This is a genomic window from Amycolatopsis sp. NPDC104587, assembly GCF_055583645.1.
Genome location: NZ_JBVJNO010000017.1, coordinates 22,862 through 36,089, shown reverse-complemented (window position 1 = coordinate 36,089; position 13,228 = coordinate 22,862). Strand labels below are relative to the sequence as shown.

At 70.2% G+C, this 13,228-nt stretch carries 14 protein-coding genes; 11 read left to right on the top strand and 3 right to left on the bottom strand.

Annotated features, from left to right (window positions below; translation table 11 throughout):
• Positions 1–33: 33 nt before the first annotated feature.
• The 5 genes from ACZ61C_RS40075 (at position 34) to ACZ61C_RS40055 (ending at position 4,286) form a co-directional block, all read left to right on the top strand.
• Positions 34–639, top strand: coding sequence for a ClpP family protease (locus ACZ61C_RS40075; RefSeq protein ID WP_465313161.1), 606 nt, complete (start codon positions 34–36; stop codon positions 637–639).
• Positions 640–664: 25 nt separating this feature from the next.
• Complete coding sequence (locus ACZ61C_RS40070; RefSeq protein WP_465313160.1) at positions 665–1,318, top strand: ATP-dependent Clp protease proteolytic subunit; 654 nt, start codon at positions 665–667, stop codon at positions 1,316–1,318.
• 228 nt (positions 1,319–1,546) lie between these two features.
• Positions 1,547–2,842, top strand: coding sequence for an ATP-dependent Clp protease ATP-binding subunit ClpX (gene clpX / locus ACZ61C_RS40065; protein ID WP_465313159.1), 1,296 nt, complete (start codon positions 1,547–1,549; stop codon positions 2,840–2,842).
• A 50-nt stretch (positions 2,843–2,892) separates the two neighbouring features.
• Positions 2,893–3,312 carry a hypothetical protein gene (locus tag ACZ61C_RS40060; protein WP_465313158.1) on the top strand — a complete coding sequence of 140 codons (420 nt, stop codon included), beginning with the start codon at positions 2,893–2,895 and terminating at the stop codon, positions 3,310–3,312.
• Between the two features lie 53 nt (positions 3,313–3,365).
• Positions 3,366–4,286, top strand: a complete 921-nt coding sequence (locus tag ACZ61C_RS40055; protein WP_465313157.1) for an anti-sigma factor RsbA family regulatory protein — start codon at positions 3,366–3,368, stop codon at positions 4,284–4,286.
• An 88-nt stretch (positions 4,287–4,374) separates the two neighbouring features.
• Here the strand turns inward: ACZ61C_RS40055 and ACZ61C_RS40050 are convergent, their stop codons facing one another.
• Together ACZ61C_RS40050 and ACZ61C_RS40045 are read right to left on the bottom strand one after the other, a co-directional pair.
• Positions 4,375–5,346, bottom strand: a complete 972-nt coding sequence (locus ACZ61C_RS40050) for an alpha/beta hydrolase (protein WP_465313156.1) — start codon at positions 5,344–5,346, stop codon at positions 4,375–4,377.
• Positions 5,347–5,423: 77 nt separating this feature from the next.
• On the bottom strand, positions 5,424–6,131 hold the full coding sequence (locus tag ACZ61C_RS40045; protein WP_465313155.1) for a TetR/AcrR family transcriptional regulator: 708 nt from the start codon (positions 6,129–6,131) through the stop codon (positions 5,424–5,426).
• A 73-nt stretch (positions 6,132–6,204) separates the two neighbouring features.
• Between ACZ61C_RS40045 and ACZ61C_RS40040 the strand changes: the two genes are divergently transcribed.
• Positions 6,205–7,644: a carotenoid oxygenase family protein gene (locus ACZ61C_RS40040; RefSeq protein ID WP_465313299.1), complete on the top strand. Its 1,440-nt coding sequence runs from the start codon at positions 6,205–6,207 to the stop codon at positions 7,642–7,644.
• A gap of 100 nt (positions 7,645–7,744) precedes the next feature.
• On the opposite strand, the gene fdhD is transcribed toward ACZ61C_RS40040, so the two are convergent.
• Entirely contained in the window at positions 7,745–8,569 is an 825-nt protein-coding gene (gene fdhD / locus ACZ61C_RS40035; RefSeq protein ID WP_465313154.1) for a formate dehydrogenase accessory sulfurtransferase FdhD, read from the bottom strand.
• Positions 8,570–8,672: 103 nt separating this feature from the next.
• On the opposite strand from fdhD, the gene ACZ61C_RS40030 reads away from it, so the two are divergent.
• The 5 genes from ACZ61C_RS40030 (at position 8,673) to ACZ61C_RS40010 (ending at position 13,228) form a co-directional block, all read left to right on the top strand.
• Complete coding sequence (locus ACZ61C_RS40030; protein ID WP_465313153.1) at positions 8,673–10,028, top strand: L-lactate MFS transporter; 1,356 nt, start codon at positions 8,673–8,675, stop codon at positions 10,026–10,028.
• Entirely contained in the window at positions 10,028–10,153 is a 126-nt protein-coding gene (locus tag ACZ61C_RS40025) for an MFS transporter small subunit (RefSeq protein WP_465313152.1), read from the top strand. The genes ACZ61C_RS40030 and ACZ61C_RS40025 overlap by 1 nt, the downstream gene beginning before the upstream one ends.
• The gene (locus tag ACZ61C_RS40020) at positions 10,150–10,902 is read left to right on the top strand and encodes an SDR family NAD(P)-dependent oxidoreductase (RefSeq protein WP_465313151.1); all 753 of its coding nucleotides are present in this window, start codon (positions 10,150–10,152) and stop codon (positions 10,900–10,902) included. The genes ACZ61C_RS40025 and ACZ61C_RS40020 overlap by 4 nt, the downstream gene beginning before the upstream one ends.
• 48 nt (positions 10,903–10,950) lie before the next feature.
• On the top strand, positions 10,951–12,357 hold the full coding sequence (locus tag ACZ61C_RS40015) for an LCP family protein (RefSeq protein WP_465313150.1): 1,407 nt from the start codon (positions 10,951–10,953) through the stop codon (positions 12,355–12,357).
• Positions 12,358–12,613: 256 nt separating this feature from the next.
• The gene (locus ACZ61C_RS40010) at positions 12,614–13,228 is read left to right on the top strand and encodes a hypothetical protein (protein WP_465313149.1); all 615 of its coding nucleotides are present in this window, start codon (positions 12,614–12,616) and stop codon (positions 13,226–13,228) included.

Here is a 13,228-nt window from a genome sequence, read left to right as displayed (position 1 = left end):
ACCGGGCCGCCGCCGGCGAAAAGGCAGGCAGACGTGACGCAGCACACGCCCGAGGCGCGGACCGGAACCGCAGGGCTCACCCTCACCGACTCGGTGTTCGAGCGGTTGCTCCAGGAGCGCATCGTCGTCCTCGGTTCCGAGGTCAACGACGAGATCGCCAACCGGATCACCGCGCAGCTGTTGCTGCTCGACGCCGACGACGCCGAGTCCGACATCCGCTTCTACATCAACTCGCCGGGCGGCTCGGTCACGGCCGGGTTCGCCATCTACGACACCATGCAGCTGATCCGCCCGGACGTCGCGACGTACGCGATGGGCATGGCGGCCTCGATGGGGCAGTTCCTGCTCTCCTCGGGCACGCCGGGCAAGCGCTACGCGCTCCCGCACGCGCGGATCCTGATGCACCAGCCCTCGGCCGGTGTCGGCGGCACGGCCTCGGACATCGCGATCCAGGCCGACCTGTTCAACAAGTGGAAGCTGGAGCTGGCCAAGATCACGGCCGACCAGACCGGCCAGACGGTCGAGCAGATCATCAAGGACGGCGACCGCGACCGCTGGTTCACCGCGCAGGAGGCGAAGGACTACGGGTTCGTCGACCACGTCCTCACCGCCAACATCGCTCGTCCGGGCTCGAACTGAGCCGAAGCACCAAGGAGACTTCACCATGAGCAACTTCAGGCTCCCGGGTGACTTCCGGTCACCTTCCGTCCCGCAGTCGCGGTACATCCTCCCGTCGTACGTCGAGCGCACCAGCTACGGCGTCAAGGAGTCGAACCCGTACAACAAGCTGTACGAAGAGCGGATCATCTTCCTCGGCGTGCAGGTGGACGACGCGTCGGCCAACGACGTGATGGCCCAGATGCTGCACCTCGAGCACGAGGACCCGGACCGCGACATCACGATCTACATCAACTCGCCGGGTGGCTCGTTCACCTCGCTGATGGCGATCTACGACACCGCGCAGTACATCCGGCCGGACATCCAGACGGTCTGCCTCGGCCAGGCCGCCTCGGCGGCCGCAGTGCTGCTCGCCGCCGGCAACCCGGGCAAGCGGTTCGCGCTGCCGAACGCGCGGGTGCTGATCCACCAGCCCGCCACCGAGGGCAGCTACGGCCAGGTCTCCGACCTGGAGATCCAGGCGAACGAGATCCAGCGGATGCGGCGCCAGATGGAAATCATCCTGGCCAAGCACACGAACAAGGATCCCGACCAGATCAGGGCCGACATCGAGCGGGACAAGATCCTGACCGCCGCGGACGCCAAGGCGTACGGCATCATCGACGAGGTGCTCCCGTACCGCAAGGCGTCGGCGCTGTAGATCCGCCGAGCCGGTGTGTGTCGAGAAGACGACACACACCGGCCTCCTGGTTTAGGGTCGTCCTCTGACGTGCTCCCGGAGCTTGTGGGTGTTCCCGCCCAGGGCATCGGACGGGTACCGTCAGTGGCAATGCGTGAGGCTCCGCCAGGTCGTCCGTGACCGGGGCCGCACACTGGCAACACACGTCAGGCGCGGAAACCCGCGCCGGAGGGGACGAGGTCAACGGCCATGGCACGGATCGGTGACGGCGGAGACCTGCTGAAGTGTTCTTTCTGCGGGAAGAGCCAGAAGCAGGTGAAGAAGCTCATTGCCGGCCCCGGGGTCTACATCTGCGATGAGTGCATCGACCTCTGCAACGAGATCATCGAGGAGGAGCTGGCCGAGGCCGGCGACGTCAAGCTCGACGAGCTGCCCAAGCCCGCCGACATCCACGAGTTCCTCGAGCAGTACATCATCGGCCAGAACGACGCCAAGCGGACCCTCGCGGTAGCGGTCTACAACCACTACAAGCGGATCCAGGCGGACGACAAGGCCGGGCCGAAGGACTCCAAGGACGAGTCGGTCGAGCTCGCGAAGTCGAACATCCTGATGCTCGGCCCCACCGGGTGCGGCAAGACCTACCTCGCGCAGACCCTGGCGAAGCTGCTGAACGTCCCGTTCGCGATCGCGGACGCCACGGCGCTCACCGAGGCCGGGTACGTCGGCGAGGACGTCGAGAACATCCTGCTCAAGCTCATCCAGGCGGCGGACTACGACGTCAAGCGGGCCGAGACCGGGATCATCTACATCGACGAGGTCGACAAGATCGCCCGCAAGTCGGAGAACCCCTCGATCACCCGGGACGTCTCCGGCGAAGGTGTGCAGCAGGCGCTGCTGAAGATCCTCGAAGGCACGACCGCTTCGGTCCCGCCGCAGGGCGGCCGCAAGCACCCGCACCAGGAGTTCATCCAGATCGACACGACGAACGTGCTGTTCATCGTGGCCGGCGCGTTCGCCGGGCTGGAGAAGATCATCAACGAGCGGGTCGGCAAGCGCGGCCTCGGCTTCGGCGCGGAGATCCGCACGAAGTCCGAGATCGAGGAGAGCGACGTCTTCTCCGACACGATGCCGGAGGACCTGATCAAGTTCGGGCTGATCCCGGAGTTCATCGGCCGGCTCCCGGTCGTGGCGACGGTCAACCACCTGGACAAGGAATCGCTGGTCAGCATCCTCACCCAGCCGCGCAACGCCCTGGTGAAGCAGTACAAGAAGCTCTTCGAGATGGACAACGTCGAGCTCGAGTTCACCAAGACCGCGCTCGAGGCGATCGCCGACCAGGCGGTCCTGCGCGGGACCGGCGCCCGCGGGCTGCGCGCCATCATGGAAGAAGTGCTCCAGCCGGTGATGTACGACATCCCGAGCCGCGACGACGTGGCGAAGGTCGTCATCACCGAGCAGACGGTCCGGGAGAACGTGAACCCGACGATCGTCGCCCGGCAGCCGACGAGGCGCACGCGCAGCGAGCGCGGCGAGAAGTCGGCCTGACCCGGGTGTCTCCGGGCCACCCCGGCCCGGAGACCCGACAGGAAAGCTGAATGACTGCTGACTCTTTCCCGGGCTCCGGGGGCACGGTCCCCGGTGGAGGCGTGCAGGCGCCGCCTCCGCCGGAGCCGGCCCCGGCGCCCGCCGAGGGCGCCCCGGCCGGGACGGCTCCGGGGTTCCTCGAACTGAGCGAGCGCGTGATCGCGTCGGTCTTCGACCGGTACACGTGGCTGAACCGCGTCCTGATGGGCGTGCTGGCCGTGTTCACCGGCACCTGTGTCGTGGGCGTGGTGGCACGGCTGTCGCCGTTGCCGCTGATCCCGGTCCCGCTGTTCCTCGTCGCGGGGTACGGGTTGTGGCAGGCGCGCGGGGTGACCGAACGACGTCAGCTGTTCGGCTGGGTGCTGCTGTTCGCGCTCGCGACCCTGGTCGGCTTCTGGCTGATTTCGGTCGTCGGCCGCTGGGTGGAGTGAATTCCCTCTTTCCGGCCCGATTGAGTTCACCCGCTTTTGGGTAAGAATTTCCCGTGGCAGATGCGCGCGGACCGTTCCGGCATCCCGCACTGCTCTACCGTGGTGACACTGAGTATCTCGATGGCGTCGTTCCGTTCCTGGTCGAAGGCCTCGACCAGGGTGAACCCGTGGCTGTGGCCGTGCCGGAGCGGAACCTGAAGCTCCTCGAGAATGCCCTGGGCGACCGGGCGTCCCACGTCCGGCTGATCGACATGTGCGAGGCCGGCCGCAATCCCGGCGCCATCCTGCCGTCGGTGCTGCTCGCCTTCGCCGGCGAGCACGCGAGGCCGGTGCGGATCGTGGGGGAGCCGATGTGGGCCGCCCGCACCGACGTCGAGTACCCGGAGTGCGTGCTGCACGAGGTGGTCGTCAACCACGCTTTTGCCGGCCGGGACGTCGCCGTGCTGTGCCCCTACGACGTCGCGGCGCTGCCGCCGGAGGTCCTGGCCGACGTCGAGCGCACCCACCCCGAGCTGTGGGCCTCGAGCGGCCGGGCGCCCAGCGCGCGCTTCGACCCCGACGGCGCCCGGGCGGACGTCACGCGGCCGCTGGTGCCGCCGCCGGTCGCGGTCGAGCGCCGGTTCGACGTCGCCCAGCTGGCGTCGCTGCGCCGCTTCGCGGAGATCTGGGCCGCCCGCCACGGCCTGCGCCGGCCCCGCCGGGACGACTTCGCGCTGGCGATTGCGGAGCTGACCACGAACAGCGTCCTCTACGGCGGCGGCACCGGCGTGCTGCGCCTGTGGACGGAAGAACGCCAGCTGGTCGCCGAGGTGACCGACGCGGGCACGATCACCGAGCCGCTGGCGGGCCGCGTCCCGCCCCCGGCGGCGACGCTGGGCGGGCGCGGGCTCCTGCTGGTGCACCGGCTCGCCGACCTGGTCCGCACGTACTGGATCCCGGGCCGCACGACCACCCGGGTCCACTTCACCTGCTGAGGTCCCACCTCAAGACGCCACTTTCCCTGAGAAAGATGCGGGGTTGGGGAGGGAAATCGGGGGATGTGGACAAAGCTGCCGCGGGCGGTCAGTCCGCGCGGGGGACGTGCTTGCCGAGGAAGCTGACCAGGCTGGGCACCACGGTCCGGTTGAACGTGTCACCGTGCTTGCCGTGGGCGGTGTGCGCCACCGCCGGGTGGGCCGCGTCGATGTACCGCCGGACGCCGGTGATGAACGGGTCCTCCGTGCCGCACCAGATGCCGTTCGCGACACCCTTGGTCTCGTCGACGTGCCGCAGCGGGTCGAGCGCCGTCCAGTCCTGGATGCCGGTGAAGATGTGCCGCTTGGCCATCTCCTGCCACGACAGGATCAGGGCCGGGGCCAGCGTCGCGACGGCGGCCGGCGGCTGGCGCCGCTCGACCCGGCGGCGCGTGTACAGCAGCGCGCCGAACCCGCCCATCGACACGCCCGTGCAGGCGAACGGCAGGCCGGTGTCGCCGGCGAAGCCACGGGCCCGCAGCCACTGCGGGACCTCTTCCAGCAGCATGGCCATCGGGTCGTCGTTCGGGTGCACCTGGTGCCAGTAGTTGTCGCCGCCGTCGACGGCCACGAAGCCGAACGCCGGGACCGCCTTGCGGGCGACGTCGCTGGCGAGCTGCTTGAGCGTGCCGGTGGGCGCCGCGCTGCGGGCGTTGCCGTGCAGGCCGTGCAGCATGAGCGACATCGGGAGCCCCTTCGGCGGGGTCTTCGACGGCAGCACGAACACCAGGTCGACCATCCGCCCGCGGGCCTGGGAGTAGACCCGCTCGACCCGCGTGCTGCCCAGCTGCGTCGTCGGGTTCGACGACGCCACGCCCAGCGCGCGCTGCAGCGCCGGGCTGAACGGCAGCTTGCCGGTCGCCGTGCCGACCGCCAGGCCGGCCACCGCGAGCCCGGACGCCCCCGCGATCAGGGCCGACCGGCGGCTGAGCCACCTGCGCGCGTCCCGGACCGCCGCCCCGGCCGCGGTCTGGGGCTCGGCCCCCGCCGCGTCCCCGCGATCCCCGTCTTCCTCGTTCACCTGTCTCCGTCCCCGCCTGCTCTTCCCTAGGACGCCGCGCACCCGCTCCGCGTTCCCCTCGCGTCCCACCCGCCGGGTTAGTCGTTCTCACCTTGCCCGGCGTTTCGGGTCTTCGCGCGCCAAGCCGCTTTGGCGGCCTCGGTCGAGCGTTCGGCCCGCTCCACAGTGTCTCCCAGGCCCACGGCCAGCGTGATTCCCAGGGGTATCAAGATGTGGTCTATACCCTGTTCGTCGAGGCCGAAGTGCCCGGACGCCTCCAACGTGACAAAACCGTGCAGCGCGCTCCACAGCTGTGCCGCCGCCTGGTACTTCTCCGCGGGCCGGAAGCGGCCGGCGTCGATCGCCCGTTCGGTCGCCCGGACGATGTGCTCGAACGCCTCCAGGCCCTCCTGGGCGGCTTCGCGGCCTTCCTCGGTCGTGAGGTCCGAGAGCGTGGCCCGCTTGCCGCCGGGGGCCGACTGGCCGAACGTCACGGCGAACAGCTGCGGCTGCTCGGCGACCGCCTGCCGGTAGGTCCGGGCCAGGCTGAAGACGTCCGCCACCGGGTCGTCGGTCTCGCCGACCTCGCCCAAGCGTGCCGAAAGCCGCAGGAACCCGGTCCGCGCGACCTCGTCGACCAGCGCGGCCATGCCCCCGAAGTGGGTGTACACGGCCATCGTCGAGACGCCGACCTCGGCCGCGAGCTTGCGGGCCTGCAGGGTTTCGGGGCCGCCGTCGTCGAGCAGCCGGATGGCGGCCTCGACGAGCCGCTCCTTGACGTCGTTCGCTCGGGGTTTCGGGCTCATGCTTGCCAGTATCTCATAACCCTGTTATAAATGGTGTCATAACCAAGTTATGACAGCCTCGGAGGGGTTCGGCATGGGCAACAAGTTCCTCGAAGGAAACTTCGGCCCGGTGAGCCGGGAGTACACGATCACCGAGCTGGCCGTCACGGGGCACATCCCCGACTTCCTCGACGGCCGCTACCTGCGCAACGGGCCCAACCCGCTGTCCGAAGTGGACCCGGCGGCCTACCACTGGTTCATGGGCGACGGCATGGTCCACGGCGTCCGCCTGCGCGACGGCAAGGCGGAGTGGTACCGCAACCGCTGGGTGCGCAACCCGTCGGTCTCGGCGACGCTGAACGGCGAGGACGCCAGCCGGTTCTGCGGGCTGGACGCGCTCGGCGCCAACACCAACGTCGTCGGCCACGCCGGCAAGACCCTCGCCCTGGTCGAGGCGGGCGCGCCCATCTACGAGCTGACCGACGAGCTCGACACCGTCGGCCAGTGCGACTTCGACGGCACGCTGCCGGGCGGCTACACCGCCCACCCCAAGCGCGACCCGCGCACCGGCGAGCTGCACGCCGTGTCGTACTTCTTCGGCATGGGCAACAAGGTCCAGTACTCGGTGATCGACGTCGAGGGGCACGTCCGCCGCACGGTCGACGTCGAGGTCACCGGGTCGCCGATGATGCACGACTTCTCCCTGACCGAGAAGTACGTCGTCTTCTACGACCTGCCGGTGACGTTCAACACCGACATGGCGGTGGCCGCCAACGTGCCCAGTGCGCTGCGCACCCCCGCGAAGCTGGTGCTGTCGGCGATGGTCGGCAAGGTCCGCGTGCCGGACCCGGTGACCGCGATGATGGCGAGCAAGATCGGCGCGAACGGCGGCCTGCCCTACCGCTGGAACCCGAAGTACCCGGCCCGGATCGGCGTCATGCCGCGGGAGGGCCAGAACCGCGACGTCCGCTGGTTCGACGTCGAGCCGTGCTACGTCTTCCACCCGCTCAACGCCCACGACGAAGGCGACGGCATCGTGCTGGACGTCGTCCGCCACCCGAAGATGTTCGACCGCGAGCTGCACGGCCCGGGTGAGGGCGGCCCGACGCTCGACCGCTGGACCGTCGACCTCAGCGCGGGCAAGGTCCTGGAGGAGCGGCTCGACGACCGCGGCCAGGAGTTCCCGCGCGTCGACGAACGGCTCGTCGGCCGGCCGCACCGCTACGGCTACTCGATCTCGACCGAAGACGGCGCGCAGCCCGGCGGATCGCTGTTCAAGCACGACTTCCGGACCGGCTCGCGCCAGGAGCGCGCGTTCGGCGACGGACGGCAGCCCGGCGAGTTCGTCTTCGTCCCGTGCCACGACGACGCGGCCGAGGACGACGGCGTCCTGATGGGCTTCGTCTTCGACCCGGCGACGCAGCGCAGCGACCTCACGCTGCTCGACGCGGGCACGCTGGAGACCGTCGCCGCGGTGCACCTGCCGGACCGGGTGCCGAACGGCTTCCACGGCAACTGGGTCGAGACCGCCTAAGTGAGTACGCGGGAAGCGCCCCAAGGCCACATTGGTTGCGTCTGACGCACCGAAGGCCGCCTTGGTTGCGTCTGACGCACCGAAGGCCACATTGGGGCGCTCAGGTCAGCACGCGGTGGTCGCCGGTGTAGAGGTTCATCGAGTCGCCGCGCAGGAAGCCGATCAGCGTGATGCCGTTCTCCTCGGCCAGCTCCACCGCCAGTGACGACGGCGCGGACACCGCGGCCAGCAGGCCGATCCCGGCCATCGCCGCCTTCTGGACCAGCTCGAACGACGCCCGCCCGGACACCAGCAAGCCGTGCCCCGGCGCGGGTGTGCGGCCCTCGAGGACGGCCCAGCCCAGCACCTTGTCGACCGCGTTGTGCCGGCCCACGTCCTCGCGGACGACGTCGAGCGAGCCGTCCGGGGTGAACAGGGCCGCCGCGTGCAGGCCGCCGGTGCTGGCGAACACCTTCTGGCGGGAGCGCAGCTTGTCCGGCAGGCCGGACAGGGTCTCGCTCTTCACCGCGAAGCCGGCCGAAGCGGGGGAGAAACGGGTCTTGAGCTTGACCGCGTCGAGGGCGGCCTTGCCGCAGACCCCGCACGACGACGTCGTGTAGAAGTTGCGCTCGACCCCGGTGTCCGGCGGTGGCACGCCCGGCGCCAGCGCGACGTCCAGCACGTTGTAGGTGTTGCGGCCCTGGTCGTCGACGCCGTCGCAGTAGCGGGCGACCGAGACGTCCTCCCGGCCGCCGATGACCCCTTCGGACAGCAGGAAGCCGTGGGCCAGCTCGACGTCGTGGCCCGGCGTGCGCATCGTCACCGCCAGCGCCTTGCCGCCGACCCGCAGCTCCAGGGGCTCTTCGGCGGCGAGCGAGTCGGGCCGGCGCCGGTCGCCGGTCGCGGAAATCCGCCGCACCGGCCTGCGCACGGTCACCCTGCCCATGACCCACACCCTTCTCCGCCGGAAAGTTTGACACTCGCATGGTGCAACACCGGGTATTTAGTAATACATTCCCTCCATCATCCCCACTCTACGGAGGGATCCGATGGCTCCCGGCTTCCTGGACCGTTCCCGGATCGTCGCACCGCCCACCTGGACGCGCTGGCTGGTGCCGCCGGCGGCCCTGTCGGTACACCTGTCGATCGGGCAGGCCTACGCGTGGAGCGTGTTCAAGACCCCGCTCGAGAAGACGATGCACCTGACCGGGACGCAGAGCTCACTGCCGTTCCAGCTCGGCATCGTCATGCTCGGCCTGTCCGCCGCGTTCGGCGGCACGCTCGTCGAGAAGAACGGCCCGCGCTGGGCGATGTTCGTCTCGATGTGCTGCTTCGCCAGCGGCTTCCTCATCTCCGCGCTCGGGGTGGCCACCGGCCAGTTCTGGCTGGTCGTGCTCGGCTACGGCGGGGTCGGCGGCATCGGGCTCGGCATCGGCTACATCTCGCCGGTGTCCACGCTGATCAAGTGGTTCCCGGACCGGCCGGGCATGGCCACCGGGATCGCGATCATGGGCTTCGGCGGCGGCGCGCTGATCGCGTCGCCGTGGTCGTCCTCGATGCTCGGCACCTCGCCGACCGAGGGAACCATCGCAACGGCGTTCCTGGTGCACGGCATCGTCTACGCGGTGTTCATGTCGATGGGCTGGCTGCTCGTGCGGGTGCCTGCCGACGACTGGAAGCCGGCGGGCTGGCAGGAGAAGACCGACCACGGCAACGCGATGATCAGCACCGCGAACGTCTCGGCCGCGAACGCGATCAAGACCCCGCAGTTCTGGTGCCTGTGGGTCGTCCTGTGCTTCAACGTCACCGCGGGCATCGGCATCCTGGAGAAGGCGTCCCCGATGATCGTGGACTTCTTCAAGAGCACGTCGACCCCGGTCGGCACGGCCGCGGCGGCGGGGTTCGTCGCGCTGCTGTCGCTGTGCAACATGCTCGGCCGGTTCGTCTGGTCGTCCACTTCGGACCTGGTCGGCCGCAAGAACATCTACCGCACCTACCTCGGTGCCGGCGCGGTGCTGTACCTGGTGATCGCGCTGACGCAGAACTCGTCGAAGCTCGTGTTCATCCTGTGCGCCATGGTGATCCTGTCGTTCTACGGCGGCGGGTTCGCGACCGTCCCGGCGTACCTCAAGGACCTCTTCGGCACCTACCAGGTCGGCGCGATCCACGGCCGGCTGCTCACCGCGTGGTCGGTGGCCGGTGTGCTCGGCCCGCTGATCGTCAACGCGATCGCCGACAGCGAGAAGGCGGCGGGCAAGTCCGGCCCCGACCTCTACACGACGTCGTTCTACATCATGATCGGCCTGCTCGTGGTCGGCTTCGTGGCCAACGAGCTGGTGCGGCCGGTGAACGAGAAGTTCCACGAGCCGGCGCCCGCAGGCGCGGCCGCGAGGAGTGAGGCGTGATGACCGAGCCGTCGGCGAAGACCAACCGGGTGCCGCTGATCGTGCTGGCCTGGGCGTGGGTCGTGCTGCCCTTCGCCTACGGCGTCTACCAGCTGTTCCTCAAGCTCGTGCAGCTCTTCGGATGAGCGGGGGCGTGCTGGTCACCGGCGCGTCCCGGGGAATCGGGCGGGCGGTGTCCCTCGCCTTCGCGGCGAAGGGGCACCGCGTGGCCGTCCACTACGGACACCGCGCCGCCGACGCCGAGGAGACGCTCGCCGCGTTGCCCGGCGACGGGCACGTGCTCGTCGGGGGTGACCTCGCCGATCCCGAAGCGGCGCAACGGATCGCGGACGCGGCCGAAGCCGGGCTGGGCGGCGTCGACGTGCTCGTGAACAACGCCGCCGTCGCGCCGTCGGCCGAAACCGCGCACCCGGTCGCCTCGGTGTCCTACGCGGACTGGCAGCGGATCTGGCGGCGCACCCTCGACGTCAACGTCGTCGGCGCGGCGAACGTGAGCTACTGCGTCGCCCGGCACCTCGTCAACCGCGGGGCGCCGGGCCGGATCGTCAACATCGGGTCACGCGGGGCGTTCCGGGGCGAGCCCGACCACCCGGCGTACGGCGCGAGCAAGGCCGCGCTGCACGCGTTCGGCCAGTCGCTCGCGCTCTCCCTCGCGCCCCACGGGATCGCCGTGACGTCGGTGGCGCCCGGCTTCACCGCCACCGAGCGCGTCGCGGACCGGGTCGACGACGCCCTGCGCGCGCAGAGCCCGTTCGGGCGGGTCGGCACGCCGGAGGAGGTCGCCGCGGCCGTCGTCTACCTGGCCTCCGCCGAAGCGACCTGGGCGTCCGGCGCGATCCTCGACCTCAACGGCGCCTCCCACCTGCGGATGTGACCTGCCTCACGCGTGCAGCAGGCGACGGGCCGCGCGCGTCGGTAGGGCGTGCATCCACTGGGGAAGATCGTCGTCGCCGGGCTGGCCCTGGTCGTTCTCTGCGGCACGGCGTACGGCTACACCAACCTCCGCGCGCTCGACGAGGTCACGCGCGACAGCGTGATCGACGCCGACGGCGAAGCCAAGCCGGGGGAGCAGCCCGCCGACGGCTCGCTCGACATCCTGCTCGTCGGCCGGGACGCCCGCACCGACCCGCAGGGCAGGCCGCTCGCGCCCGACGTCCTGCGGGAGCTGCGGGTCGGCGCCAACGGCGACGACCTCACCGACACGCTCATCGTGCTGCGGATCCCGAACGGGACGAGCGAGGTGAAAGCGTTTTCCATCCCGCGCGACAGCTACGTCGCGATGCCCGGCGGGAAGGGCAAGATCAACGCCGCGTTCGGCCGGGCGAAGGCGGGCGAGGCGCGGCGGCTGCGGACGGCCGGGGAGACCGACAAGGCGAAGATCGACCAGTCCGCGCTGACCGCCGCCCGGCGCGCGACGCGGCAGGCGGTCGAAGACCTGACCGGCGTCAAGATCGACCACTTCGCCGAGGTGAACCTGCTCAGCTTCTCCGAGATCAGCAAGGCCGTCGGCGGTGTCGACGTCTGCCTCAAGGAAGCCACCAAGGACAAGAACTCGGGCGCGGATTTCCCGGCCGGCCGGCAGCGGATCTCGGGCGCGGACGCGCTGGCCTTCGTCCGGCAGCGCGACCACCTCAAAGGTGGTGACTTCGACCGCGTCCGGCGCCAGCAGGTGTTCCTCGCCGGGCTGGCCCGGCAGGTGCTGTCGGCGGGCACGCTGGCCGACCCCGGCAAGCTGTCCGGCCTGATCGACGCCGTGAAGCGGTCGGTGGTGCTCGACGCGTCGTGGAACCTGCTCGACTTCGTCGCGCAGATGCGGGGTGTCAGCGGCGGTGGCATCCAGTTCGAGACGATCCCGGTGGTGAACCCGGACTACCGCTACGACCCGGCCGACCCGCGCGCGACGGCGGTGCAGGTCGACCCGGCCGCCGTGAAGTCGTTCGCGGCGGGCCTGGTCGGGCCCGCCGCGCCGCCGTCGGCCCAGGCCGCGCCGGTCACGGTCGACGTGGCCAACGCGGGCCCGCGGGAGGGGCTCGCGGCCCGCGTCGCCGGGTACCTGGGCGAGCACGGCTTCACCCAGGGGGACACCGGGAACACCGCCACCCGCCGGACGTCGCTCGTGCGCTTCGGCGCGGACCTCGCCCAGCGCGGCGCCGAGGTCGCGAAGCTGCTCGGCGGGCTGGACGCGCAGGAGTCGGCGTCGGTGCCGCCGGGGCACATCGAGGTCGTCCTCGGAACGGTATACAACGGGCCCGGCGCGGCCGGCGGCGGGAGCGCGCCGGCCGCGGGCGACGAACCGATCACGTCGAGCGGTGTCGTCTGCGTCAATTGACCGGCTGCTCATTACTTTCCCCCTTTCTGTCCGGTTCCGCGAAATGCGGACGGGATTTCCGGAAAACCACCGCGAGGACTTCCGGCCGGGGTGGACCACGGTGGACCACCCGTGGCACTGGTCTTGACGCTGCCCCACTGGTGAGGCAGTGTTCCGGGAACCGTCCGGCGGCAGCACCGCGACGGTCCGGAGTGGTTCACCCGATCGGTGAGCACCCGGAAAGTCAATTTCGGGAAATACGGAAAGTCCGGGATTTATGCGCAGCAGCATCGCCCGCGGGTGGTGGGTCCTTCCGGTGGTCCTTTCGGCCTTTTTCTGCGCCGGGTGCCAGTCGGGCTCCGGGGTTTCGAACTACCCCGAAGCCGTCGACGCCTGCAAGCTGCCCGGCGCGGACACGCTCGCCCGGCTCGCGCCCGGGACCGTCGAGATCCCGGCGAGCTCGGTCAAGACGGCCGACAGCCTGGTCGTGCCCGCCGACCGCTCCAGCGACGACAACGCCCTGACCAGCTGCAAACGGCTGTTCGCCCGCGACCTCGGCGGCGGGAAGCCCAACCTGCAGGACTACCGGCTGGTCACGATCGCCGTCGTCCGCTACACCGACTCCAACGCCGCCCAGGGCGCCACCAAGGCCACCCAGCTGATGACCGACGCACTGGCCGACCACTCGGGCGTCCGGCTCGCCACCGGCGTCGGCGACGAAGCCGGGTTCTCCGAGCAGTGGGCGGCGGTCCGCACCGGCAACGTGGTGCTGGGCCTGGCGATCGCCGACGGCGGCACGGAAGCCGCCCTGATCCCGCCCGCGACCCTCGACAACGTCCAGGCCGTGGTCACCGACATGACCAACACCCTTCAGCGCGACTACAAGGGCTGA

Coding starts and splice junctions, on each gene's coding strand:
- ACZ61C_RS40010 (WP_465313149.1), top strand. CDS start 12,614: ATGCGCAGCAGCATCGCCCGCGGGTGGTGGGTCCTTCCGGTGGTCCTT.
- fdhD (WP_465313154.1), bottom strand. CDS start 8,569: ATGGGCAGGGTGACCGTGCGCAGGCCGGTGCGGCGGATTTCCGCGACC.
- clpX (WP_465313159.1), top strand. CDS start 1,547: ATGGCACGGATCGGTGACGGCGGAGACCTGCTGAAGTGTTCTTTCTGC.
- ACZ61C_RS40025 (WP_465313152.1), top strand. CDS start 10,028: ATGACCGAGCCGTCGGCGAAGACCAACCGGGTGCCGCTGATCGTGCTG.
- ACZ61C_RS40045 (WP_465313155.1), bottom strand. CDS start 6,131: ATGAGCCCGAAACCCCGAGCGAACGACGTCAAGGAGCGGCTCGTCGAG.
- ACZ61C_RS40030 (WP_465313153.1), top strand. CDS start 8,673: ATGGCTCCCGGCTTCCTGGACCGTTCCCGGATCGTCGCACCGCCCACC.
- ACZ61C_RS40040 (WP_465313299.1), top strand. CDS start 6,205: ATGGGCAACAAGTTCCTCGAAGGAAACTTCGGCCCGGTGAGCCGGGAG.
- ACZ61C_RS40020 (WP_465313151.1), top strand. CDS start 10,150: ATGAGCGGGGGCGTGCTGGTCACCGGCGCGTCCCGGGGAATCGGGCGG.
- ACZ61C_RS40070 (WP_465313160.1), top strand. CDS start 665: ATGAGCAACTTCAGGCTCCCGGGTGACTTCCGGTCACCTTCCGTCCCG.
- ACZ61C_RS40060 (WP_465313158.1), top strand. CDS start 2,893: ATGACTGCTGACTCTTTCCCGGGCTCCGGGGGCACGGTCCCCGGTGGA.